27 protein-coding genes and 1 rRNA gene are annotated in these 24,518 nt (G+C 46.7%); 5 read left to right on the top strand and 23 right to left on the bottom strand.

The window, feature by feature from the left end; genetic code table 11:
- Nucleotides 1-113: 113 nt before the first annotated feature.
- The 16 genes from REC12_RS17880 to hypF form a co-directional block, all read right to left on the bottom strand.
- The gene (locus REC12_RS17880; RefSeq protein ID WP_308896817.1) at nucleotides 114-776 is read right to left on the bottom strand and encodes an HD domain-containing protein; all 663 of its coding nucleotides are present in this window, start codon (nucleotides 774-776) and stop codon (nucleotides 114-116) included.
- 157 nt (nucleotides 777-933) lie between these two features.
- On the bottom strand, nucleotides 934-1,332 hold the full coding sequence (gene yajC / locus REC12_RS17875) for a preprotein translocase subunit YajC (RefSeq protein WP_308896816.1): 399 nt from the start codon (nucleotides 1,330-1,332) through the stop codon (nucleotides 934-936).
- Between the two features lie 85 nt (nucleotides 1,333-1,417).
- A complete protein-coding gene (tgt, locus tag REC12_RS17870) occupies nucleotides 1,418-2,536 on the bottom strand; it encodes a tRNA guanosine(34) transglycosylase Tgt (RefSeq protein WP_308896815.1) in 1,119 nt (372 codons plus the stop codon).
- A gap of 33 nt (nucleotides 2,537-2,569) precedes the next feature.
- Nucleotides 2,570-3,592 carry a tRNA preQ1(34) S-adenosylmethionine ribosyltransferase-isomerase QueA gene (gene queA / locus REC12_RS17865; RefSeq protein WP_308896814.1) on the bottom strand — a complete coding sequence of 341 codons (1,023 nt, stop codon included), beginning with the start codon at nucleotides 3,590-3,592 and terminating at the stop codon, nucleotides 2,570-2,572.
- A 31-nt stretch (nucleotides 3,593-3,623) separates the two neighbouring features.
- Nucleotides 3,624-4,964, bottom strand: a complete 1,341-nt coding sequence (locus REC12_RS17860) for a SpoIID/LytB domain-containing protein (RefSeq protein ID WP_308896812.1) — start codon at nucleotides 4,962-4,964, stop codon at nucleotides 3,624-3,626.
- A gap of 53 nt (nucleotides 4,965-5,017) precedes the next feature.
- The gene (ruvB, locus tag REC12_RS17855) at nucleotides 5,018-6,037 is read right to left on the bottom strand and encodes a Holliday junction branch migration DNA helicase RuvB (protein ID WP_308896892.1); all 1,020 of its coding nucleotides are present in this window, start codon (nucleotides 6,035-6,037) and stop codon (nucleotides 5,018-5,020) included.
- Nucleotide 6,038: 1 nt separating this feature from the next.
- Entirely contained in the window at nucleotides 6,039-6,665 is a 627-nt protein-coding gene (gene ruvA, locus REC12_RS17850) for a Holliday junction branch migration protein RuvA (RefSeq protein ID WP_308896810.1), read from the bottom strand.
- The gene (gene ruvC, locus REC12_RS17845) at nucleotides 6,662-7,159 is read right to left on the bottom strand and encodes a crossover junction endodeoxyribonuclease RuvC (protein WP_308896808.1); all 498 of its coding nucleotides are present in this window, start codon (nucleotides 7,157-7,159) and stop codon (nucleotides 6,662-6,664) included. Before ruvC ends, ruvA begins: the two co-directional genes overlap by 4 nt.
- 68 nt (nucleotides 7,160-7,227) lie before the next feature.
- Nucleotides 7,228-7,599, bottom strand: a complete 372-nt coding sequence (locus REC12_RS17840; RefSeq protein WP_308896807.1) for a hypothetical protein — start codon at nucleotides 7,597-7,599, stop codon at nucleotides 7,228-7,230.
- Nucleotides 7,600-7,703: 104 nt separating this feature from the next.
- On the bottom strand, nucleotides 7,704-8,453 hold the full coding sequence (locus REC12_RS17835) for a YebC/PmpR family DNA-binding transcriptional regulator (protein WP_308896805.1): 750 nt from the start codon (nucleotides 8,451-8,453) through the stop codon (nucleotides 7,704-7,706).
- Between the two features lie 124 nt (nucleotides 8,454-8,577).
- Nucleotides 8,578-9,501 carry a cysteine synthase A gene (gene cysK, locus REC12_RS17830; protein ID WP_308896803.1) on the bottom strand — a complete coding sequence of 308 codons (924 nt, stop codon included), beginning with the start codon at nucleotides 9,499-9,501 and terminating at the stop codon, nucleotides 8,578-8,580.
- 113 nt (nucleotides 9,502-9,614) lie between these two features.
- Nucleotides 9,615-10,028 (bottom strand): DUF3842 family protein, encoded by a 414-nt coding sequence (locus REC12_RS17825; RefSeq protein ID WP_308896801.1) that lies wholly within the window; start codon nucleotides 10,026-10,028, stop codon nucleotides 9,615-9,617.
- Nucleotides 10,029-10,047: 19 nt separating this feature from the next.
- Nucleotides 10,048-11,040, bottom strand: a complete 993-nt coding sequence (hypE, locus tag REC12_RS17820) for a hydrogenase expression/formation protein HypE (RefSeq protein ID WP_308896799.1) — start codon at nucleotides 11,038-11,040, stop codon at nucleotides 10,048-10,050.
- Nucleotides 11,040-12,137, bottom strand: coding sequence for a hydrogenase formation protein HypD (gene hypD, locus REC12_RS17815; RefSeq protein WP_374214227.1), 1,098 nt, complete (start codon nucleotides 12,135-12,137; stop codon nucleotides 11,040-11,042). The genes hypE and hypD overlap by 1 nt, the downstream gene beginning before the upstream one ends.
- Nucleotides 12,115-12,345 (bottom strand): HypC/HybG/HupF family hydrogenase formation chaperone, encoded by a 231-nt coding sequence (locus REC12_RS17810; protein WP_308896796.1) that lies wholly within the window; start codon nucleotides 12,343-12,345, stop codon nucleotides 12,115-12,117. The genes hypD and REC12_RS17810 overlap by 23 nt, the downstream gene beginning before the upstream one ends.
- The gene (hypF, locus tag REC12_RS17805; RefSeq protein ID WP_308896794.1) at nucleotides 12,346-14,637 is read right to left on the bottom strand and encodes a carbamoyltransferase HypF; all 2,292 of its coding nucleotides are present in this window, start codon (nucleotides 14,635-14,637) and stop codon (nucleotides 12,346-12,348) included. It abuts the gene before it with no gap.
- Between the two features lie 344 nt (nucleotides 14,638-14,981).
- On the opposite strand from hypF, the gene REC12_RS17800 reads away from it, so the two are divergent.
- Genes REC12_RS17800 through REC12_RS17785 form a run of 4 tightly spaced genes read left to right on the top strand, consistent with a single transcriptional unit; the run spans nucleotide 14,982 to nucleotide 18,747 of the window.
- On the top strand, nucleotides 14,982-16,082 hold the full coding sequence (locus REC12_RS17800) for a hydrogenase small subunit (RefSeq protein WP_308896792.1): 1,101 nt from the start codon (nucleotides 14,982-14,984) through the stop codon (nucleotides 16,080-16,082).
- 1 nt (nucleotide 16,083) lies between these two features.
- Entirely contained in the window at nucleotides 16,084-17,643 is a 1,560-nt protein-coding gene (locus REC12_RS17795; RefSeq protein ID WP_308896790.1) for a nickel-dependent hydrogenase large subunit, read from the top strand.
- Nucleotides 17,644-17,659: 16 nt separating this feature from the next.
- On the top strand, nucleotides 17,660-18,244 hold the full coding sequence (cybH, locus tag REC12_RS17790; RefSeq protein WP_308896789.1) for a Ni/Fe-hydrogenase, b-type cytochrome subunit: 585 nt from the start codon (nucleotides 17,660-17,662) through the stop codon (nucleotides 18,242-18,244).
- Nucleotides 18,245-18,246: 2 nt separating this feature from the next.
- The gene (locus REC12_RS17785) at nucleotides 18,247-18,747 is read left to right on the top strand and encodes a HyaD/HybD family hydrogenase maturation endopeptidase (RefSeq protein WP_308896788.1); all 501 of its coding nucleotides are present in this window, start codon (nucleotides 18,247-18,249) and stop codon (nucleotides 18,745-18,747) included.
- 171 nt (nucleotides 18,748-18,918) lie between these two features.
- On the opposite strand, the gene hypB is transcribed toward REC12_RS17785, so the two are convergent.
- A complete protein-coding gene (hypB, locus tag REC12_RS17780) occupies nucleotides 18,919-19,599 on the bottom strand; it encodes a hydrogenase nickel incorporation protein HypB (RefSeq protein ID WP_308896786.1) in 681 nt (226 codons plus the stop codon).
- On the bottom strand, nucleotides 19,600-19,941 hold the full coding sequence (hypA, locus tag REC12_RS17775; RefSeq protein WP_308896785.1) for a hydrogenase maturation nickel metallochaperone HypA: 342 nt from the start codon (nucleotides 19,939-19,941) through the stop codon (nucleotides 19,600-19,602).
- Nucleotides 19,942-20,187: 246 nt separating this feature from the next.
- On the opposite strand from hypA, the gene REC12_RS17770 reads away from it, so the two are divergent.
- On the top strand, nucleotides 20,188-20,412 hold the full coding sequence (locus REC12_RS17770) for an alpha/beta-type small acid-soluble spore protein (RefSeq protein WP_308896784.1): 225 nt from the start codon (nucleotides 20,188-20,190) through the stop codon (nucleotides 20,410-20,412).
- Nucleotides 20,413-20,536: 124 nt separating this feature from the next.
- On the opposite strand, the gene REC12_RS17765 is transcribed toward REC12_RS17770, so the two are convergent.
- The 5 genes from REC12_RS17765 to rrf all read right to left on the bottom strand — a co-directional run bounded on the left by REC12_RS17765 (nucleotide 20,537) and on the right by rrf (nucleotide 24,499).
- Nucleotides 20,537-21,346: a nitroreductase family protein gene (locus tag REC12_RS17765; RefSeq protein WP_308896782.1), complete on the bottom strand. Its 810-nt coding sequence runs from the start codon at nucleotides 21,344-21,346 to the stop codon at nucleotides 20,537-20,539.
- 21 nt (nucleotides 21,347-21,367) lie between these two features.
- Nucleotides 21,368-22,630: a nickel-dependent lactate racemase gene (gene larA / locus REC12_RS17760; RefSeq protein WP_308896781.1), complete on the bottom strand. Its 1,263-nt coding sequence runs from the start codon at nucleotides 22,628-22,630 to the stop codon at nucleotides 21,368-21,370.
- 74 nt (nucleotides 22,631-22,704) lie between these two features.
- On the bottom strand, nucleotides 22,705-23,571 hold the full coding sequence (locus REC12_RS17755; RefSeq protein WP_308896779.1) for a methyl-accepting chemotaxis protein: 867 nt from the start codon (nucleotides 23,569-23,571) through the stop codon (nucleotides 22,705-22,707).
- Between the two features lie 590 nt (nucleotides 23,572-24,161).
- Nucleotides 24,162-24,347, bottom strand: a complete 186-nt coding sequence (locus REC12_RS17750; RefSeq protein WP_308896777.1) for a cell wall-binding repeat-containing protein — start codon at nucleotides 24,345-24,347, stop codon at nucleotides 24,162-24,164.
- A gap of 35 nt (nucleotides 24,348-24,382) precedes the next feature.
- A 5S ribosomal RNA gene (gene rrf, locus REC12_RS17745) occupies nucleotides 24,383-24,499 on the bottom strand.
- Between the last annotated feature and the right edge of the window lie 19 nt (nucleotides 24,500-24,518).

Here is a 24,518-nt window from a genome sequence, read left to right as displayed (position 1 = left end):
TAAATATGATGGGACTTGCCCATGCCAATCCTCATTATAAAACGTTCAGGATTCCAATGTCAATCTGAGATAGAACAGCGGAACTTTGTCAATTCCACAGTCAACGTTCCCCATCAGAGTAATTTGACCTCGTTAATTTTTAATTCAAATTTTGTGTTGAGAAATCCGGCGGCTTTCCGGCATAACAGCATCCGTGCCAGAAAGATTTCGAAATACTCCATAACCGGACATATTTCCGTGTCAATCGTCAATTCTAAGGCAATGCGTTCTTGCGGATAAACGCGGAGAAAAGACCGTTCGACAGCGTAATTGACTCTGTCGTGGATGTCAAAGGTGGCAAGATCCGAATTGCGAACGCGGGAACGATGCACATCCGATTTATCAGCCAGAATTAAGGCCGCCGATATATTATTGACCGGATTCCCGTCACTTTCATCGTGATTGCCGATTGCTCCGATAATGCCGGCGATTTCCTCCGGCGGCATTCCGTGGCGTTGGAGGATGCCTGCGGCCAGAATCGCCCCGGTTTGAGCGTGGGAAACACGATTTACCGAATTGCCGATATCGTGAAGGTAGGCCGCTATGGCCGCCAATTCACACTCCCTCTCGGGATGTTCCAGCTTCTCTAAAATATTCGAGGCGATATGAGAAACCAGGCCCACATGCCTGAGGCCATGTTCGGTATAGCCAATTGCCGCGAGATGACAGTTTCCCGCCTCGATCAGACCGTGAACGTAAGGATCTCCTTTTATATCTTGCAATGTGACTCTTGGCAAAACAATCTCCTCCCACAACACCAAGGCTTGGAAAACTTGGCTGACGCCGCCCGGTTGCATAAAAAGCAAGTGGAGCTAACCACTTGCTTTTAAACGACTTGTTCTTGGCACGTGTCTCTGTCTCATGGTCATTAGTATGCCCCAAAATCGGGAATATCTAAGCTTTTTCACTCTCGGAGATTTCCGGAGTTTCTTTTCCCAGATCTATCCCTTTGTCATCCTGATTATCTTTGGTTTTGCCATTCTTATCATTTTTCTTGTCACTCTTTTTAGAATCCTCAGCATTAATATCGCGGTTTTCCACACTTGTAATTCCCGATTTGGCGACTTCGATCTCCACTTTGTCCGCAATTTGCAAAATAACGGAGTTATCTTTTACTTTTGTGATTTTACCATAGATTCCTCCGGACGTGATGACCCGGTCTTTTACCCGAACTCCACTGAGCAAAGCCTGACGCTGTTTCGCCTGTTTCTGTTGCGGACGAATCATCAGAAAATACATGATAGCGAAAAAGACAACGAAATATAGGACTAAGGACATAGTCGATTGAGACATTTTTAAATCCCCCTTAATTTATTCTTTGAACATATTCCCCATATCATAGCAAAAATCCTTCTCAATTCTTTGCCAACTGTAAAACTTACTCATATCCATAATCCGCAAAACACTTCTGCCGAAATTCAGGCAAACGCTCTTCCTTAATTGCTTCCCTGATCTCGCGCATTAAATTTTGCAGATACCTCAGATTGTGGATCGTCATCAGGCGCAAGCCTAATATTTCTTCCGCTTTAAGCAAATGTCTGATATAGGCCCTTGAATAATTGCGGCAAGCGTAGCAGTCACAAGTCGGATCAATCGGGCCAAAATCATGGGCGGAGCTGGCGTTGCGAATAATAACTTTGCCATAACGGGTCATGGCCGTGCCATTTCTGGCAATACGAGTCGGCAAGACACAATCAAACATGTCTACCCCCCGCATGACTCCTTCAACAAGAGCGTCCGGCGAACCTACACCCATGAGATAACGAGGTTTTTCTCTCGGCAACAGCGGAACTGTGTAATCTAAAACCTCATACATCACTTCCTTAGGCTCTCCCACACTCAATCCCCCTATGGCATAGCCGGGGAGGTCGAGTTCGGTGACTTCAGCCGCACTTTGACGACGCAGCTCCTCATACATACCCCCTTGGACGATGCCAAACAAAGCTTGCGTCTCTGTGGTCGTCAACGTCTGCTTGCAGCGTTTTAGCCAGCGTGTCGTTCTTTCCAAGGAATTCTGTACGTACTCCCGTGAGCTGGGATAGGGAGCACATTCGTCAAAGGCCATGACAATATCCGATCCCAAAGCCATTTGAACCTGGGTCGCGATTTCGGGACTTAAGAATTGGCGTGAACCGTCGATATGGGAGCGAAATTCTACTCCGCTTTCCTGAATTGTGCGCAGATCTCCCAGACTAAATACTTGAAAGCCTCCGCTGTCTGTGAGAATTCCTCCATCCCAATTCATAAAGCGATGCAGTCCGCCCGCTTCCCGGATCAACTCCTGTCCCGGCCGCAAAAAGAGATGATAGGTGTTGCTTAAAATAATTCCCGCTCCGATCTCCCTGATCTCTTCCGGGGTTATAGATTTAACCGTTCCTTGTGTACCGACCGGCATAAAGACAGGGGTATCAACCACACCGTGGGGAGTATGTAATTTTCCTAACCGTGCTCTCGTTCTGGAATCTTCTTTCAGTATTTCCAAATGAACCGCTGGCAAACCCTTCACTCCTTCTATCTTTCTAAAACTGATCTAGCGAATAAACATGGCATCTCCAAAACTGTAGAATCGATACTGCTCAGCCACAGCCAGGTTATAGGCTTTGAGAATAAGTTCCCTTCCTGCTAAAGCACTGACCAACATGACTAAAGTGGACTTGGGAAAGTGGAAATTGGTCAAAAGGGCGTCCACAATTTTAAAAACATAGCCCGGATAAATAAAAATGTCCGTCCACCCTTCACCGGGAATTACTTTGCCTTGGCTGCCCACGGATTCCAGAGTCCTGGCAGCAGTTGTCCCCACGGCAATCACTCGCCGGCCTTCCAGCTTGGCGCGGTTGATTCGTTCAGCGGCAGCCTCTTCCACCCGGTAATACTCGGAATGCATAACATGTTCCTGGATATCCTCTACTTTAACCGGCCGAAACGTTCCTAAACCCACATGGAGAAGAATCTCGACAATTTCTACCCCTTTAGCTTTCAATTCTCCGAGCAGCTCCGGCGTAAAATGAAGCCCTGCCGTGGGCGCGGCTACCGAGCCACGCTCCTTGGCATACACTGTCTGGTAGCGTTCCTGGTCTTCCAATTGCGCTGTAATGTAGGGAGGTAAGGGCATCTCTCCGAGCTGATCCAAAATAGTCTCAAAAACTCCCGAGTAGCTAAACGTAATTTTCCGGTTGCCATTCTCCAGAATATCCTGAAGTTCACATCTCAGCATCCCCTTGCCGAAGCTTACTTTTTGACCGACCTTCAGACGTTTTCCAGGCTTGATTAACGCTTCCCATACATTAAGTTCCAAACGCTTTAAAAGAAGGACTTCTATTTTAGCTTGCGAACCCTCTTTTTCCCCGATCAAGCGTGCCGGTATAACGCGCGTATTATTGAGTACCAGCACATCACCGGCTTTCAAAAGGGCAGCAAGATCCCGGAAGGTATGATGTTCTATACTTCCATTATTCCGATCCACAACCATCAGCCGGGAGGCATCCCGCGGCTCTACCGGATGTTGAGCAATCAAGCTCTCCGGCAACTCAAAATCAAATTCCGAAACATTCACATTATCTTCTCCTTAATATGAGCCAATACATTTATCCAGTAACATTTTGAATAAGCACGTGGGTGTAATAAAAATTCAAGATCTCTTGGTAATTATATCCGATTTGGGCCATGTGATAAGCTCCCCATTGGGACATACCAACACCGTGTCCCCAGCCCCTTCCCTCAAAAATAAAAACGCCATAGGGCTGAGGCTCGGCACGAACTCCTAGAGAAGAGCTGGCTATTTTGGCCAGCTGCGGTCCCGCATCCTCTACTGAAGACCTCCTTTGAGTGGCGAACATTCTGAGGAAGGAGGTAAGCTGCATAGGTTCAAAGGCTGCCTGATTTACGGCCGCGCTGCGGACTGCAAAAAGACTTCCTAAAAAATCATTTGCTTGTATTGACTTGCCGAAAGGATAAAAGGCCTGAACAAACTTCCGGCCCGGAATCTTCAAGGAGTTGCCGAATCCATCCTCCAGGAGCACACTTTGCACTCTGCCCGAAGGGAACTTATCAAGCCCTATTTTTTTAACGGGACCTAAGCCAAAGGTCGAGCCCAGAAGCGGGGCCGAAACCATAAAGCGCCAGTGGTCCGCGGCGCCTCCGACTCCGTCGGAAAATTTGTCGGGATGAGACACATTGTGAATATCGGAATTACCCCAAACATTCTTGGCGTCTTCTGTATATCCTCCGCTATGGGAAGAATAGAGGGCTTCGATGGGCTGCTTGCTCTGCGCATCAACTAAAATCATGCCGCGGGTTGCTTCAACAGCTGCGGAGGCCTCCCCCTCCACCTTGACTCCGGCATAAGCCTGGTCGATATCCGGAGAATCGGTAATTGTTTCTCCATTCTGAGTATGCTTGATTAGATACGTACGAGCCGCCACAGCTTGAGCTTTTAGTCCTTCCAGCCCGAGTTTAGCCCAGCCGTTGCTCATTTCAATAGGCACAACCCCCTTAAGATAGTCTTCACTATCCAGGCGGTTGACAAGCCGCCAGTGATCCTTTTGCCAATCAAGGAACATATCGCCGCGATATAGTGCATCGTCACCTTTGGGCATTTTTACCCGCAGATTCCCGCCCCCTGTTTCTTTAATCTCTAAGTCGGTCCCCTTGAAGGCCTGATAATCGTCGCTGTTAATTCGCCAAACCGGACTCCAGCCACCCCAACCTACTTGAAGAGTAGAACCTTGGGGAAAATCAAGAGTCTTTTTATCCAAGATAAGTTGATAAGAGCCTCGTTCGACTTGAATTTCAACCCACCCCGCCTGGCCAAATTTCCAGACAAGCTCAACGGAAACTTCTTTCGCTTGGCACGTTTTTGCTTGACCTATCAAGAGCACAAACACGGTCACAAACAAAAAGGGCCAACGCCAAACACCCCAAAGCATGCTTTTCACACCCTTTCTGTGTTCAGATTACCCCTTTTTCTTCGCTTATATGCTTAAGCTTCTTCTTCATCCGTGAACTTTTGGGGCAGCGAATATCCAAAATGTTGGTAGGCCCTTGCCGTTGCCATCCGGCCTCGCGGTGTACGCTGCAAAAAACCCATTTGCAGCAGGAAGGGTTCAACAACATCTTCCAAAGTCTCAGCCTCTTCCCCAATGGTCGACGCCAGGGTATCTAAACCGACAGGTCCTCCGGCAAAGGCTTCAATAATCGTCCTTAAGGTCTTCTGGTCTATGTTGTCCAAACCTACCGGATCAACTTCTAAACGATTGAGAGCTTCCTGGGCAATCGCTTGAGTGACAATCCCGTCTTCCCAGACTAGAGCAAAATCCCTGACTCGCTTCAGCAAGCGATTGCCGACGCGCGGGGTACCTCGCGAACGACGAGCGATTTCATCAGCACCCGTTTCGGTGATGCCCAGCTTCAAGATACTCGCGGCTCGCAGGATTATTTTCTTGAGGTCGTCAACCTCATAAAACTCCAGCCGGCTGATGACTCCGAAGCGATCACGCAGCGGTGAAGTCAATTGGCCGGCACGAGTTGTGGCACCTACTAAAGTAAAAGGGGGCAGGGACAGGCGAATAGAGCGCGCACTGGGCCCTTTGCCGATCACAATATCTAAACAGCCGTCCTCCATCGCGGAGTAAAGGATCTCCTCAGTCGAACTGTTTAAACGGTGAATTTCATCGATAAACAGCACATCCCGCGGCTCTAAAGCCGTTAGAATCGCGGCCAGGTCCCCGGGCCTTTCGATAGCCGGACCGGAAGTAGTCCGGATGCTCACGCCCATCTCCGAGGCTATAATATTGGCCAAGGTTGTTTTGCCTAAGCCAGGAGGACCATATAACAGGACATGATCCAAGGCCTCCCCGCGAGTCGCCGCCGCTTGAATAAAAATACTCAGATTGTCTTTCACTTTTTGCTGTCCAATATAATCATGCAGGCGATTGGGACGCAGGGCTTCCCCTTCTTGATCTGAAACTAGTTCTTGCGGAGCAACCAAACGCTCTTCTATTTTATATTCCTCCTCTCAAGGATTCCGGCTTACCCCCTGCAAGCACACGCAAAGCCTTTTTAACCTGTTCTTCAAGGGTTAAATCTTCTCCCTCCTTGCGAACAGCTCCCAAGGCTTGTCTAGCTTCAGCCAAGCCAAAACCTAAGGCCAATAAAGTCTGAAGAGCTTCCGAGTGGTTGGGGGACATGGGCGCAGAAAACCCTTCATTATCCGAAGTCAAAGCGCTATATCCTTTGAATTTTTCTTTTAGTTCTAAAATAAGGCGCTGTGCGGTTTTTTTCCCTATCCCGGGAACCTTGGTCAGAATATTAACATTTTCACTAGCAATGGCACTTTCGATTTGAACCGCCCCAAAGGTCGACAATAGGGATATCGCCGCTTTAGGTCCAATCCCCGAGACACTTAACATTTCTAAAAAAAGCTGCTTTTCTCCCAGCGACGAAAATCCATATAAGGACAGATCATCCTCGCGAAGGATCACATGCGTGTAAATAACAAGTTCTTGTCCCGGAAATGCTTTGCTCAAAAGCCCATTCGGTACGGTTAAAAGATACCCGGTTCCGTGAACATCCAGCACCAGCCGCTCAGCTTGAATTTCCCACACTATTCCGCGCAGCATTCCTATCATCGGAAATCCTCCATTCTCCGCTCCAGAGCATAGCTGTGAGCATGACATATCGCCAAAGCCAAAGCATCCGCCGTATCATCCGGTTTAGGTATCTTATCCAAAACCAACAAACTTTTAACCATTTGCTGAACTTGTATTTTCTCCGCCTTGCCATAACCGACGACTGCTTGCTTAACCTGCAGCGGAGTATACTCATAAACGGGAATACCTTGCTGGGCCCCAGCCAACAAAACAATGCCGCGAGCCTGTCCAACCGCTATGGCAGTTGTGGTATTGCGGTTAAAAAAAAGCTCCTCGACTGCGATGTGATCCGGGCAGTTTTCTCTAAGAAAGGGGGAAATCTGATTATATAATAACAATAAACGTTCCGCTAAAGGGGTATGTGCCGGAGTGCGCCAGCAAGAATAGGCCAGAGGGCTTAAGCGATTCCCTTTTTGTTCTATGAGGCCATACCCCATAATCGCAGTTCCGGGGTCAATTCCTAAAATAATCATCCGCGTCTTCCTTTCAACATAAATAAAGTTCGACAGAAGACGGACGATTCCTTTTCTTATTATACGTTTTACTCCTGCCACAAAGGTTCGTTGACAGTATCAATAAAAGACTGAACTTCATCTAAAGAATAAAACTCGACCTTTGGCGCCAATGCCAAGATATCTTTGGGCCAAGTATGGACATTCAAACCCGTTATAATAATCTTCCCGTTCGTCCCCGGTTTTCCTTCCATAACAGAAAGAACGTCATTCTTCAGGACGAAATGGTAGACTTTAGTTTGGGAAGAAGGAGCATTCGCCGACATGGTTGCCACATCCCCATAAGAAGGGATGTTCCCTCCCCGATTTTTATCCGGCCACCAAGAGGTTGCTCTTGGTGCAATACAGCCGATTCCCAAACCTAAAATAAGTATAAGACTTATGACTTTCCAGCGAGACATAACTAAAACCCTCCCGACATTGTCTTCTTAACGCTAGTCTTGCCAGGAGGGCATGGTTTAACCGTCTTATGGGGTTAATCAATCATAACTTGATTTGATCTGTTTTAAAACTCTGCCGCTAAACTGTCCGACAACTCGAAGTTGGCATATACCCCTTGGATATCGTCATGATCCTCCAGAGTTTCCATCAAATGTACTATCTTGCGAGCTTGGTCAGAGTCCGTTATCTCAATAGTATTTTGAGGGATCGGATTAAGCACGGATTCGGAAACAGGAATTTTTTGATCCTGAAGGGCCTGTCGTACACCCTCCATCGCTTCGGGAGAAGTATAAATCAAAAATTCTTCCGGGTCGGTTTCCAGATCGTCTGCTCCTGCTTCCAAAGCAATCAACATTAAATCATCTTCAGTGAGCTTAAGTTCTTCCCGGGGAATTGTCAGTTGGCCTTTATCTTGAAACATCCAGCTGACACAGCCGGTTTCACCCATATTACCGCCATTTTTGGAGAATATGTGGCGAACCTCCCCCGCTGTCCGATTGCGGTTGTCCGTAAGGATATCCAGCATAATGGCCACTCCGCCCGGACCATAACCCTCATAACGCAATTCTTCATAAGCGGCTCCATCAGCGCCGCCGCTCCCTTTTTGGATAGCTCTTTGAATATTTTCATTCGGCACATTTTGCGCTTTAGCATTTTCAATAGCTATTTTCAAACGGAAGTTGTTCACGTCTCCGCCGCAAGCACGGGAGGCCACGACAAGTTCCCGGCCGAGCTTGGTAAACATTTTCCCCTTTTGGGCATCCGCTTTTCCCTTTTTATGCTTGATATTTGCCCATTTTGAATGTCCTGACATATGTCTTCCTCCTTATGCTAGTCCACTGTTAAATAGTTTAGCATAGGGCAAATTCCCTTGTAAAGGACTTTACTTTAATTCCAGCGCAGACCGGCCGTTAGCTCAGAAAGCAACCGGGCCTCGCTTAACTGCGGATGGTGAAAAGCTCCGTACTTAAATAGCGTTCACCGGTATCCGGGGCAATTACGACTACATTTTTACCTTCACCTAAAGCTCCGGCAACCTGAAGCGCAGCACTGACGGCAGCGCCTGAAGAAATTCCAACCAGCAGGCCCTCTTCCCGCGCAAGTTTCCGGGCAGTCTCCATGGCATCTTCATTAACAACCTGAATCAGCTGGTCGAGAATGGTTTTGTTCAAAACTTTGGGCACAAAGCCGGCGCCAATACCCTGGATTTTATGAGGACCCGGTTTTCCACCCGAGATAACCGGAGACGATGCCGGTTCCACGCCAATAATTTTCACCTCAGGAAGACGGGCTTTGAGAATCTCACCAACTCCGGTGATCGTCCCGCCGGTGCCGATTCCGGCGACAAAGGCAGCGATGTCTGGCAACTGCTCAAGAAGCTCTAAAACCGTGCTCTGGCGATGAGCCTCGGGATTAGCCGGATTTTCGAATTGTTGAGGTATAAAATAGTCAGGATTTTCTCTGACTAAACGCTTAGCTTCTTCGATCGCCCCATTCATTCCTTCGGCACCGGGCGTTAAGACAAATTCGGCGCCATAGGCAGCCATCAGCAACCGACGCTCCACACTCATCGTTTCTGGCATGACTACAATCAGGCGATAGCCGCGCGCCGCCGCAATCATCGCTAAACCGATCCCCGTGTTCCCACTGGTCGGCTCAACAATAGTTCCCCCTGGTCGCAGTGCTCCCCGCTCTTCCGCGTCCCTGATCATACCCAAAGCAATCCGGTCTTTAATGCTCCCGCCGGGATTAAAGGCCTCAAGCTTGACAAAGATATTAGCCATTCCCGGCTTAACTACCCGCTGTAAACGAACCAATGGCGTTTGACCTATTAACTCTGTAATCGAACTGGCGACTCTCATAAAATTCAATCCCCCAAATTCATATCATTTTACTATGGTTTAATGGTAGCAATAAATATACCGTTTGTCAAATGACAGTTATGCCCAATATTATCCAATAATATTAGAAGGGATTATCCTGCTTTAACTCTTTGTTCAACCTCCAGGACGAGAGCCTCAATTAAATGAGGTAAGGGAGCCCGGGGAACACCGATAAGCTGAATATTCCCGCGCTGAATAGGGAGAAGCAGTTTATCGGCTTTACTGTCAGAAATTGCACCGGCCATGAGCGGAGTGATTTCCCCCAAGAGCCCGTAAACCGTGATAATGGCAACTGAACCCACAATCAGGTCTACTCGCCCGGCATTGTAACAGATTGCCGATTCTCCTGAAGCGCCCTCGGTTGCTCCGGCTCTTAACATGGCGCCCGTTGCCAATGCGTTTGTTCCCAAGGCCAAAATCTCTAACTCGGGAATTCGTTTGCGCAACTGTTCAACAATGTGCCTGCCTATTCCGCCGCCTTGCCCATCTATAACTGCAATTCGCATAGTGCCCTCCTTTTTATGCTTAACATATCCGGGGCAGGTGTTCGCCTTCAAGCATGCCAAGGATTCGTTTACCGCCTAAAGGAGTTTCCAAAAGTACGAGGCCTGGTTTGCCTTCAAGAACTTTTCCGATCTGCGCCGCATTTTTGCCCAAAGGATGTTCACGCATCGCCTGAAGAAGGCTCCCGGCAGCTTCAGGTGACGCGATCACCAGAGCCTTTCCTTCGTTAGCCAAATAGAGGGGATCAAGCCCCAACATGGCGCAGGCCCCTTCTACTCCCGGATTTATCGGCAGCGCTTCTTCTTGCAGGAGCATGCTTACCCCGGCTTGTTGGGCTAATTCATTTAACGTCGTTGCAACCCCTCCCCGTGTCGGGTCCCGCATGCACTTAACCTCTGGCTGAAAGAACGAATCAATCAGGCCATTGAGAGGCGCGCAATCGCTTTTAACAGGGGTTTCAAACTCCAGCCCTTCCCGTTCCGACAAGATGGCAATCTCATGATCTCCGATCGTCCCGGTACTGAGAATCACGTCTCCCGGCTCAATCCGTTGGGGACCAAGGAAACGATTGGTAATATACCCGATACCCGTCGTGTTGATAAAAATTCTATCCGCGCTTCCCCGTTCCACAACTTTTGTATCACCGCAGACAATTGCGACTCCGGCTTCGAGGGCCGTCTCCGCAATACTTTTAATGATTTCTTCCAGCTCGACCAAGGGCAAGCCCTCTTCTAAGATAAGAGCTAAGGTTAAAAACCGGGGGGAGGCGCCACTTACCGCCAAGTCGTTGACCGTTCCGCATACGGCAAGTTTGCCAATATTTCCTCCCCGAAAAAATAAGGGCGAAATCACGAAAGAATCCGTGGTTACCGCCAGTTGGGCTTGTCCCGGCAAAAAAGTGGCGTCATTCATTTGATCCAAATAAGAATTTCCCAAATACCTTTGAAAAAGAGTACGGATTAATTCATGGCTTAATCGCCCACCGCTTCCATGGGCCATCATAATTCGTTCCATCAATCGTCGCTCCTTTGCGAATACCGGTAATAGGCGGCACAAGACCCTTCCGAGGAAACCATACATGGTCCTACAGGTTTAAGCGGAGTACAGCGTTTGCCGAATAAAGAGCACTGTGGAGGATCAATTCGCCCTTTCAAAACCTCTCCGCATTGACAGCCCGGCGTGTCCGGCGAATAAAACTGGGGTAGAGAAAATTTCCGCACTGCATCCCAGGGGCCAAACTCTGCGCGAATCTCCAGACCGCTGCCTGGAATTAAGCCCATTCCCCTCCAGGAAGCGTCTACAGGTTTAAAAACTCTTTCGACTGCCCTTTGAGCATGGGGATTTCCTTCGGCTCTTACAACTTGATGATATTGAATTTCAATGTTCGCCCGCCTTTCAGACCGCTGCCGAAGAAGCATGGCAATAGCTTCCAAGATGTCCAAAGCTTCGAACCCTGTCACGACTCCGGGTTTGCCAAATTCTTGAGCCATAAACTCAAGCGGCTTAAGCCCTATAATCGCGCAGACATGACCAGGGTCAAGAAAAGCGTCTATATCTAATTTTGGGTCTTCAGCCAATAACCTTAGAACGGGAGGAACTATTTTATGCATTGACAAGACACTGTAATTGTTAAGTCCCTCGCGCCGAGCTGTTTCAAGACTGACGGCAACCGTAGGGGCCGTTGTTTCAAAACCCACTCCTAAAAAGACAACCTCTTTGTCCGGATTCTTACGCGCCACCTCTAAGGCATCCTGGGTTGAATAAACAACACGCACGTCCGCACCTTCAGCCCGCAAGGCCTGTAAATTTTTTTCGCTGCCGGGGACCCTGATCATATCGCCAAAGGTCGTCGTTATAACCTTAGGCTGGGCAGCAAGAAACAGATAGCGATCAATATCACTGCTGTCCGTGACACATACCGGACAGCCCGGTCCGGATATCAGGCGAACCGTCGGCGGCAGCAGCTCTCGCAGGGCGTGTTTGGCAATCGCTACTGTGTGGGTTCCGCAAACCTCCATAATCGTGAAGGGTTTTACCGCCAAAGACCTGATTTCCGCAAGATAATCCTCCGCCTGAGCTAAGGCTTCCCTACTCCCCTTCTTCATAAGCATTGGCTACCTCCAACAAAAGCTCTTCCGTTTCCCGGGCGCTCTGATCATCAATAATTCCAATGGCAAACCCGGCGTGAACCAAAACATATTCGCCAATCCTGACTTCGGGCACCAGGTCCACACTAACAACTCGTTCATTCCCCATCATATCTACCCTGGCGATGGAACCGTCCAGAGAAACAATTTTAGCTGGAATGGCTAAACACATTTATAACACCTCATTCGCGATTAATACTTGCCCGAAGGCCAACCCGCCATCTCCGGGCGGCAAAGCACGGGAACGCAGGACTTTAACCTTGGTTTGCTCAAAGTTTCGCAGGACAACCTCAGTCAAGAGTTTATTCTGAAATACCCCGCCGCTTAAAACAAGCGGGCCTTCCGCTTGGAATTTCAGAGCTAAATCGACAATCGCCCGAGCTATCGTATGGTGAAAACGATAAGCAATTTCCCCGCGGGCCACCCCTGCAAGGACATCCCGCACCATGGCTGCAAAAAGTGGGCCAACTTCAAGAATATATTCCGGACTCTCTAATCTTACTTCATAAGGATATATAGGAAAATCCTCTTTTTTGTGGAGCCCTTTCTCATTGAGAAATTGCTTGGCGAACACCGCAGCGGCACTTTCCAGTTCGATAGCTGCTTGTCCTTCATAGGTAACTTTCGTACAAATACCCAACAGGCCGCTGACCGCATCAAAGAGCCGGCCCGCACTCGAAGTTTGGACAACTTGAATGCCCCTTTCTATCTGCCGGTCAAGAACCTGACATTCACTCTGAGAAAAGGTTTTCCAAAAAGGCTTCGTTTCTTGCCAGGCTGCGGCGGAAAGAAGGGTCTTTAAGTACGCATAGGCGATACGCAAAGGATGTTTTATCCCCATATCCCCACCGGGGAGCGGCAGATATTCAAGATGCCCTTTGCGTTCATACCCTGAAGCATTTCCATAGAGTACTTCAAACCCCCAAATGCAATGATCCTCTCCAAAACCTGTGCCATCACAGATGACTCCCAGAGTCGGCTCTTGTCGTTCCCATTCTCCCAAAACACTCACTAAATGAGCGTGATGATGCTGAACTGAGGCCTTCGGAGAAACCTGCTCCTGGGCGAATCTCGCTGAGTGATAATTCGGGTGCCGGTCATAGGCTATACTCATGGGAACAATATTAACAACCCTCTGAAAAGACTCCAGTTCTTGGTGGAAACGCTGCATCGTTTCGTATCCTTCCAAGTCCCCCAGGTACTGGCTCACAAAAGCCCGCTCTCCAGCAGCCAGACAAAAAGCGTTTTTTAAATCTCCGCCTACCCCCAACAACGACCTCTTAAAAGGTGAAGAGGGTATTAAAAGCGGCAAAGGAACGTAACCCCGGGCTCTCCGAAAAAAAACCGCGGCTTCTCCAATCACTTGTACAACAGAATCATCGCAAGGGTGATAGATATCGCGATCATGGAGCAAAAAATAATCTGCAATTCCCTGCAACGCCGCTAAAGCCTCTTCATCGGTATAAATTAAAGGCCTTCCGCTGAGATTGGCACTGGTCATCACTAAAAAATCATAAGATCCTTCGAAAAGCAGATGGTGAATAGGCGTATAGGGAAGCATCAGCCCTAAGGTATGAATACCTGGCGCAATAGTTTCAGGCAATGCTTTAGCATGCCCGGGTTTCCGTTCCAGAATCACGATGGGAGCTGCCGTACTTAGCAACAATTCCTCCTCGGTTTTCCTTACCACAACCTCTTCTCGGGCCTTTTCTATCGACCGGGCCATAAGCGCAAAAGGCTTGGCGCCTCGTTCTTTCCGCTCGCGCAAACGATCTACCGCTTGTTCGTTTCTGGCATCACAGACAAGATGAAATCCCCCTAACCCTTTCACTGCCAGAATACTTCCTTGCGCCAATTGTTCCGCTCCAATCCCGGGGAGCGATTGCCCGGAAGCATCAAGCAGGCGAAGCGTCGGCCCACACTCCCCGCAAGCCACAGGCTGGGCATGAAAACGCCGGTCTCGGGGATTCTGATACTCCAAAGAACAGGATCGACACATGGCAAACTTAGACATTGTCGTTCGGGAGCGGTCATAGGGAACATCACGAATAATTGTATAGCGCGGCCCGCAATTCGTGCAATTCGTAAAAGGATAGCGGAAACGCCGGTTATTCTTATCCGCCATATCCCGCAAACATTCTTGGCACGTGGCCACGTCCGGAGAAATTAAGACGTCCGCTTCCTGTAGAGTTTCACTGGGGGTGATTCTGAACGATCTATAATTTTCGGGCGGGACCTCTTGGGATCTTGCTATTAGGATTTTAGCCAAAGGAGGAGCTTCTCTGAATAAACGTTCATAAAACAAATCAAGGTTCTCCCCTTCGGCATGGATCGTCACGCCCTGGCTTGAATTATTGACCCAGCCGTTAATGCTCAGTTCTTCAGCCAGATTAAACACAAAAGGACGAAAACCTACTCCCTGCACTATTCCATTTAAATATATCTTCTTGGCATTTAGGTTCATTTCCTTTTTCCAGCTTTCTAGTTTCCTTTTCTAAATTGGTTATTCTTTAGTAAATGTCTAAAGAAACCCTTTATTATCGTCTGATCTCTGACTTGGCAGTTATTTCTGATAACTTCCTTCATTGTACACGCCATACTCTGGTTTCTACAAGTCAAAAACATTGAAAAGTTAATCGCAATAATGTCGGTAACCTGGAATTTCCTCAAATTTTCTGAATAATTATTAAACACAAGGCAGGAAATATTCAGGTTACCTCGAATATATCTTTTTAATAAGGAATTTTAATATTCTTAAATTCTGCGCCCAAAAAGAACAAAACACATTTAGGAGGTGTTCATTAAATTATGGGGAATTTCGATCTACTCAAAGTCAAGGGAGTTTCCCGGCGTGATTTTATGAAGCTGATAGGAGCAACAACCGCCGCGCTTGGCTTACCGGAGCTTTTCGTGCCTCAAGCAGCTGCCGCTATGGAACAGGCCATCAAGAAACCCCCGGTTATTTGGTTGGAGGGAATGGACTGTACGGGATGCACGGAATCAACGATTGCCACCTTAAATCCGTCGGCAGCCGAACTTATTTTAGATATGATCTCCATTCGGTATCATGAAACGATTATGGCCGGATCTGGCAATGTAGCGGAAGAAGCCTATCAGGAAGCCCTCAAGGACAAATTCATTCTGGTTGTCGAAGGGGCAACTCCGTCACAGGAAGATCGTTACTGTATGGTTGGCGGAAAAGCCTTTAGGAAAACACTTATTGAGACCGCGAAAAAGGCTCAGGCGATTATTGCCGTTGGAAGCTGCGCTTCCGAGGGAGGAGGAATCCCTGGGGCCTGTGCCACAGGCGCCGTAGGAGTCTCCGAGATTCTTAAAGCAGAGGGGATAAATACCCCGCTTATCAATCTCCCCTGCTGTCCTGTGAAACCTACAACTCTGATCGGCACGGTTCTGTATTATTTAACCTATCAGAAAGTTCCACCTCTTGATTCTCAAAATCGTCCCGTAGCTTTTTACGGAACCTTATTACATGACAACTGTCCCCGGCGCGGTCACTTCGAAAACGGCGAATTCCTTACGGATTGGAATGACCCGGCTCAAAAAGAGTATTGCCTTCTTCTGAAAGGATGCAAAGGACCTAAGACCTTCACGGATTGTGCTCAGGTATGGTGGAATGACAATGCCAATTTCTGTATTAATGCAGGGTCTCCCTGTTCCGGATGTTCCGAGAAAAGCTTTTATAAAGAATTCAGTCCCCTGTATACCAAGCAAGAAAATTTCAGGCTTCCGGGCATAGGCCAGGTTAGCGCTAATACTGTCGGAGCTGTCATCGGAGGAGCTGCCGTCATCGGCCTAGGGGTTCACTTAATTGCCACGGCTGCCAGCGGTAGACTGACTAACCAAGGTCAAGGTCAAAGTCACGGACACGACCACAAGGAGGATGCATAAGATGACAAAGATTGTTGTCGATCCCTTAACACGTATTGAAGGACACCTGAAAATTGAAGTTGAAGTAGACAACGGCAAGATTTCCGAGGCTCATGTCGTTGGCACAATGTTCAGAGGGATTGAACCCATGCTGCGCGGACGCGATCCCCGGGATGCGACTTATGTCACCGAGCGTGTTTGCGGAGTTTGCGCCGGTTCCCACGGCTGGGCTTCCTCTCTGGCCTTAGACAAAGCTTTCGGGGCTAAGGTTCCAGCCGGAGGCCGAATAATCCGCAATCTTATTCTGGGGGCTATGTGGCTGCACGATCACCCACTGCACTTTTATCATCTCAGTGCCCTCGATTACCTTGATGTCATGGCCGTTGCCCAATATCAAGGCAAAGACCCCGGGCTATTAGCGGTCAAAGATAAGGTCATGAAACTTGTAGCTGCCGGAGATACGGCTCCCTTAACCCCACGCTACAAGCCGGATGAATTCAGCGTCAATAACCCTGAATTAGTCACTATGGCGGTTGCTCACTACCTTAAGGCTTTAGAAATGCAAGCTAAAGCCAAGAAAATGTCCGCTCTCTTTGCCGGTAAACAACCTCATCAATCCTCTATTGTTGTCGGCGGGGTTACAATGCTCCCGAACATTGAAGTCGTAGAGCAATTCCGCTCCATGCTTCTGGAACAGCTTGATTTCGTTGAAAAGGTCTATCTGCAGGACGTACTGACCTTCGGCACCGGGCCGCTGCTTCCTTTAGCTCAGGCTGGGGTTGGCGGCGGAGCCCTTAATTACATGTCGTATGGAGGGTTTGCCCGGGACGATGAAGGCAAAGACTTACTCCTCAAATCGGGAGTCATTATGAATGGCGACCTGAGCAAGATTCTGACCCTTGATGAATCTAAGATCACGGAAGACGTACAATACTCCTGGTATAAAACCAGCGCCAATGGTAAAACACCCTATAGCGAGGATACCATTCCGGATCTGGATAAAAAAGACGCCTATACGTTTGTCAAAGCACCCCGCTATGACGGCAAGCCTATGGAAGTGGGACCTCTTGCCCGCATGCTCATTATGCAGCCGAAAGGATTAATGGACATTATTGCCAAATATAACATCAAACCGGGAGCCGTCGCCCGTCACGCCGCCCGGGCCTATGAAACCCTGATGCTCGCGCAGGATATGCTGACCTGGCTTGATGCTTTAGAAAAAGAAATGGGAGCAAATTTCCGCATCCATGACACCGAGCACTGGGAAGCCCCGGCCACCGGGCAAGGTTCCGGTTTAACCGAAGCACCGCGGGGTTCACTCGGCCACTTTATTAAAGTTGCCGATCACAAAATAGAAAACTATCAAATGGTCGTTCCAACCACTTGGAATTTCTCGCCCAGGGATGACAGCGGAGTACCCGGACCCCTTGAGCAAGCTTTAATCGGGGTTCCCGTTCCCGACCCTGAAAATCCTCTTAACATCGTCAGAGTTGTTCGCTCCTATGACCCATGCCTGGCCTGTGCGATTCACCTCATCGATCCAAAGACCAACGACGTTCAAAAATTCCGGATCGGTTGGTAGAAAAGGAGGAAAGAACATGGTTAACCCACTCGACCACCCCTTATTCCAGCGTGTAAGCCATTGGATAAACCTGATTAATTTCTGTGTTTTAGCCGTAACGGGCTGGCTTATTCACTTTCCTTATCCCGGCGCGCCCATGAACCTGATTCGCAATTTGCACTTTGTGTTTATGTATTTTCTGCTCATCAATGGAATCGTACGTTTTTATTACTCCTTTTTTGGCAAATATAAAGATTATGATTCCATTCTGCTCAACAAGCAAGATATCAAAAATATTTGGCCTCAAACCAAATACTATCTGTTCCTTGGCAAACATCCGGAAACGGGAAAATACAATCCTCTGCAAAAAATTGCTTACATTGCCCTACCGATCCTGGCAATTTTTCAGGCAATCACCGGCTTTATATTATACAAACCCGAACAATTGGCAGGGTTTGCTAACATGCTGGGCGGATTAGCTGCTGTGCGCGGACTTCACTGTCTTATTATGTGGATACTGTTAGCCGTTATTGCTGTTCATATTTATCTAGTCTTTACCTCGGCCTACGAACAATTTTTATTCATGTTCTTTGGCAAACTGAGGAATGAGAAGGGAATTTAATCATGGACTCACCAAAAATTATGGTTATGGGAGTTGGCAACATCCTTTTATCCGACGAAGGTTTAGGCGTTCGCTTTTTAGATGAACTGGCCCAGAGATCCCTCCCGGAAAATGTGGAACTCCTCGAAGGAGGTACCGCCGGGCTTGAACTTGTTCATCTAATTCAAGAAGTCGACTTTCTGATCGTTGTTGACGCTATTAACGCTAATTCTGAACCTGGTGCTTTATTCCGATTTCAGCCCGGTGACATTCAGGTCTTTCCGGAACAATACGAGGTCTCCTTTCATCAAATCGGGATAGTGGAAGTACTTACTATGGCAAATGTTTTAGGGCACGCTCCTCAAACCTTAATTTTCGGTGTACAGCCCAAAAACCTCGAATGGGGAATGGACATCAGTCCGGAGATTCAAGCTTTATTTCCACGCCTGGCGGAATTTGTTCTGCTGGAAATAGACTCAATTCGGGGCCAAGGAAAATTCACTTCGGCATTACCTTCAGCCTAAATGTTAATGTTTAGGATCTCTTTTTACAGGCAACGTCCTTAAAATCTGTGCCTCAATAACAAACAAAGCATCCTCACTTTGAAATGAGGATGCTTTCTGATTGTTGGCGTACCGAAATAAGAAACTGTATTTTACACAGCCTCTCTAAGTCCCGCGGGATTTACCAAATTCTTATTTTAGGCCTTTTTGATAGGCGGCTACTTGATTACTCAGCCAGTCCGTCCAGGTTTGCAGCCCTTCACCCTTCCGGCAAGATACCTCGAAAATAAGGATGTCGGGGTTTATGATTCGGATATCTTGCTTCATTCTCTCCATATCCACATCCGTTAATCCTTCTAAATCCATCTTATTGAGAACAACCGCTTTAGCCTTTCTGAAAATGACAGGATATTTCGCCGGCTTATCATCTCCTTCAACAATACTTAGAACGATAACCTTAAAGGACTCTCCCAGGTCAAAATCAGCGGGACAAACAAGGTTGCCGACATTTTCGATGATCATTAAATCCAAACTATTCCAGTCAAATTCCGGCAAAACCTTGCCGATCATTTTGCTGTCTAAATGACAAGCACCACCGGTATTAATTTGAATAACTGGGGTGTCATAAGCCGAGATTCGATCGGCGTCCTTGCTGGTGAAAATATCTCCTTCGATCACCGCCACCCGCAGCGTTTTATTCAGGAGCGGCAAGGTTTTTTCCAAGAGTGATGTTTTGCCTGCTCCGGGTGAACCCATAATATTAACGGCCAGACAATTATTTTGGCGAAAATGTGCGCGATTTACCTCCGCTTGCATGTCATTGGCATCAAGCAAATTTGCCATCACTTCTATTTCACGACGTTTGACATCCATCTATTCAACCTCCAAACTTTCCAGTAAAAGTTCTTCACCCTGAATTACTTCGATGCTCGTCGAAGCACAGCGGGGGCAGAGAAAATACATAGTCTTAACGGTAAACTCATAATGACAGTTCCTGCAACATCCACGCAAAGGAACCCGTTCCACAATCAATTCCGCTCCCTCACATAGGGTATCCTTGCTATAAGCCTCAAAAGCCATCGCTAAGGAATCGGGTTCGGCATTCGTCAGCTCTCCAACCTTTATCTTAACCTGCAAAACCTTTTTTACATCATGCGAGGCAAGAATTCGGTCGATCACTTCGAAAATCCCCCCCATTAAAGACATTTCATGCACCTTACCACCCCTTATTTAAGCTTTGTGTGAAGAACGGGCCAGAGTTCTCCAGTATATAAACTATTGCCTTAATTTAAGCATACTGTAAATAATTCAACAAAGAAAAAGAATATCCCTTTTTGTTCTCTCAGGAGATGTTGAGGTTATTTTTTCCTTAATATCTTTCCCTAAGTTTATGTATAGTGTCTTATTAGGTTGGGTAGGTTAATCCTGTACCGAAAACAACTGTAAAAGGAGGATGGTAAAATGAGCCGCAATACGCCTGAAGTTCCAGAATCCGAAGGTCAGTTGGATAAACTCAAATGGGAAGTCGCAGAAGAATTACAATTAGACGATGATATTCAAGAAAAAGGGTTCGCCAATATGACCACCCGTGAAGTCGGACAAATTGGCGGTAATATGGTTAAAAAAATGATTACTTTCGCTGAGAAAGAAATGGCTGAACAAGGTTCAGATATTATTGATGATTAAACTTAAAGAATTGTTGGCAGCGTGACTCGGCCAACACGATTGTCAACAATAGTATCTCCTGGATAACAGGAGTGATATTCCGCAGAAGAAAGGGATGACCGTTAAAAACGCTCATCCCTTTCTTCTATTCTGTTGGTTTATACTGTTTTCCGCGCCAATTTTCCAAAGCTTTCCGAACGGATCGGGCCATTTCAACCGAAAAAGACGCGCCTGTCTTCTTAGCGTACATCCATTGACCATAATTTTCGGCAGCAAAAGAATTATGCGGGTCAAACCCCGCTGACCTGGAAGCAAGCATGGCTTCCAAGTCTTGATTTGTTAATCTCCGGTATTTATTCTCATGAACAATATAACGGGAGTCAAAACGCTCTCGCGGTCTGGGGCGCTCATTCTCCGGGTAATAACCAAAACAGACCATACTAATGGGGAATACAAAAGGCGGAAGATCCAGCAGGGTTTGATGAATCTCATAATTTTCCATGATATCCCCAATATAGCATGAGCCAATTCCAAGCGCTTCGGCGGCAATAACAGCGTTTTGAGCGGCAATCAGCGCGTCACAGCTTGACAACAACAAATCCGCCTCATCCGGCCCGGTAAATTCAATGCCTTGTTTAAGACAAAAATCCTCTACACCGGATTTATGATAGTAATCAAACCAACGCTGAAGATCAGACAGGAAAATGATAACTAAAGGCGCCTTAGCTATAAACGGCTGATGGTCACAGGTAACACTGAGCTGTTCTTTTAAATTCTGATCGGAGACAATAATCATTGAATACATCATCATATTGCCCGCAGTAGGTGCTCTCATGGCAGCTTCAACGATTAGATTTACGTCTTTTTCATCGAGCGGTCGTTGGGCATATTTCCGCAAAGAAGCACGGTTTCTAAGTATCTCCTGAACAGCCAAACTTTCTTGAGGATCGTTCACTGCTTAACCCCCACCTTTTTTTTACTCTTCGACATAGGGAATCGTCAATGGTCCTAGAGGCAAAACGGCAATACTCATATCTTTGCCGTATTTGTCTTGAAGTTCCTTTAATGTTGACTCGATATTCTTCGTTGGAGTAAGCATAGCTATGGCCACCGACTCATCGGGGAGGGTGGAATAAATATATACGTCCGCCCACTCCTGAATCATAGCCAATCTCTGTGCCTCCCACTGGTCAAACATTCGGAATGACGGATCGTTGATCATTTCCAAAAGATCTTTGGGCGTATTGCGCATTTGCAATATTTTCGAGAAATTTCCATGTTCGGGCATTCCTTCGATGCATTCCGCCGCACAGATAATTGTGCCTCCTTGTTTGACAATCTTTTGAGCCGCATTCATGCCCTTTACGGCTTGATAGAGGTTCTGATCAAGCGGATAGCCGGCATTCGTGGTAACCACGACGTCAAAGCGTTGCTCGCATTGAATCATGGCATGCTCTTTAACAAAGGCACAGCCCTTCTCATGCGCTGAAACCAGCTCACCGGCAAAGACATTGGTTATTTCATTGTTCCCATTTAAAGCTACATTAAGAAGAAAATTAGGTTTACAGAAAGTGTTTACTTCCCTCGTCATTTCCTGAAGGGGGTTTCCATCTAAGACACCCCAAGTTGCTAAAGGATGCCCAATCATCTTGGCATTATGAAATGTCAAGATCGTCTCTATGCCTGCAATCCCCGGCATTATCCCTTTAGGCCCGCCTGAGAAGCCCGCAAAAAAGTGTGGTTCAATAAATCCTGTCACAATTCTAAAGTCAGCTTCAACATATTCCTTATTCAAATAAACTTCACAACCAAAGCTGCTTCTGCCTATGTGTGCCAGTTCGGATTTCTCATGACAATGATGATTAATTATCCGGACAGTATCCACAATTTCTTGGCCTAACATTTCAATTAATTCATCTCTAGTTTCATCGCGATGGGTTCCTGTGCCATTAATGATCGTAACGTTTTCTACGGGAATATGGGAAAGTTCTTCTAATAACCACGGAATCAATTTGTGATTTGGGGTAGGCCGTGTTATGTCACTAATTACGATGACAACCTTATCCTTCGAACTGACCATTTCTTTAAGAGGCTTTGTACCAATAGGATTGCGCAGAGCATCTAAGACCATTTGATGATCGTCTGCGGGCAGTCCAATATGATTAGGCGCGACAACTTTCGTATGATCAGGAACGTTAATTTTTAAACCACTTTTCCCATAGGTAAGGCAAACTTCCATAGATAAGACTCTCCTTTTACCGAGTTTGACTCCTCGTATAGTTATTAAACTCAGGGTTACTAAAAAAACCGCGCCTATAAACTAACAGCAATAGACTTTAAATTCTCACTGACTTGAAAAACTCCATCTATCATCTGAGCAATCTCTTGATTCGCTTTTGCCTGTTCTTGGGTAATTTCATTATTTCTGAGCGAACTATCCACTATCTTTTGAATGATCGCTTGAAATTCCCGCAAAATATCTCTAATCCCACTTGCCGAACGGTTGCTCTCTTCCGCCAGCTTACGCACCTCTCCTGCTACTACCGAGAAACCACGGCCCTGTTCTCCTGCCCGAGCCGCTTCAATTGCAGCATTTAAACCTAATAAATTCGTCTGCTTGGCAACTTTATGTATTAAGTCTAAAATCATGGTTGTAGAGTTTAACTGAGTTTCTCCATCCTTCGCTTCCTGAGCAATCTTTTGGCTGATAGAAGCAACTTCTTCGGCTGAAGCGGCAGTTTGTTGGACGGCACTGGCAGCTTGCTCAACAGCAGTACTCAGAATCTGAACTTGATTGCGAATGACTTCTTTAAGCTCCTCATCCCTAATCATCAACACTACCATGCCCGCAGCTACCCTAGCCACCGGACGCACAATTTCCAGCTGTCCTGCAATGCCAAAGGTACCAATTTTTTTCCCTTCAGCTTCAATAGCAATATTATATCCTTCCTTGATTCGCCCCGTAGTATCAGCAGCCGCATCTTCCGCAGTGATCTCAACGGAGGTGCAGTCAGTCGTTAATATCTTCTGACTCCCCTTATGCTTAACCCCTATTCGTACTTGAGCAGAGTCAGCAATAATTGTACCGGTTGTATCACAGACAATGGCATGATAACCACTTGTGCGATATATTAAGTCCACGATTTTTCCGGCAATATAATCACTGAGCTTGCATTCCAAAGTTAATCTCCCCTTTTCCAATATATGAATAGTTCCAAGGAATTCAGGCAAATGAGCAATTATTTAGTTAAATCAACGCTTTAACATTGCCATTTTCTATTACAGGAATTCATCTTCAGAAACAGCAGTACTGCCAATACCTACTTAGACTGGTTTATCATGCATTTCAGTATTATTATCATATTTATAAATGAAAATGCGGCAAAATGTTATATTCGTTCTTCTTATTATTACACAATTTTGTCCCAGGCGCTAGGTCCAGTAAGCCAATCCACCCCCCTATCTGCTTGAAATTAAAAATATTAATTATAGATTTTATCCAGGATAGACTATAGAATTTTCAATATAGTATTCAAATTAATTTAAACCCAATACTAAAATCCGCAAATGTGATAATATGAACATTGCAAATTCAGAATTCAATGTCAAATGGCTATTTAACATTAGATAATTATTTTAAACAAGTCAAACCATTACTTCTTGTGATTTAATTCTCAATAAATTGTGTAGTAAGTTACAATTAAAAAATCACCCATTAAGTTAAATCTCAATAGGTGACATTCTTTTTTCGCTCTTTATCGACATAAAGGTTACTCTTTGCTTCTTACCAGCTGGCTGAGCTGCCGCTCAATACCCTTGCTAATTGTAGCCTCTCCGCCGAATATAGTCGCTCCGGTCAAGTCTTTGCTCTTTAAATAATTTATGACCTGATCCGACAAACTGCCGTCCGCCAGAATAATTGGAGCATTGTGATTGGCCGCATTATGAATACACAAAAAGGACTACCTGATGGTAGTCCCTCTTGCTTCTTACCTGGCGATGACCTGCTTTTCCAGGAGCTTGCGCCCCAAGTATCATCGGCCCTGGAGGTCTTAACTTCCGTGTTCGGGATGGGAACGGGTGGTACCCCTCCGGCATGATCACCAGATCTCTGAGATCCCTTCGTC

Origin of the sequence: Candidatus Desulfosporosinus nitrosoreducens, assembly GCF_030954495.1 — a bacterium.
Taxonomy (GTDB): Bacteria; Bacillota; Desulfitobacteriia; order Desulfitobacteriales; family Desulfitobacteriaceae; genus Desulfosporosinus; species Desulfosporosinus nitrosoreducens.
The sequence above is the reverse complement of the archived record's forward strand: the minus strand, read 5'-3'. Positions and strand labels throughout refer to the sequence as shown.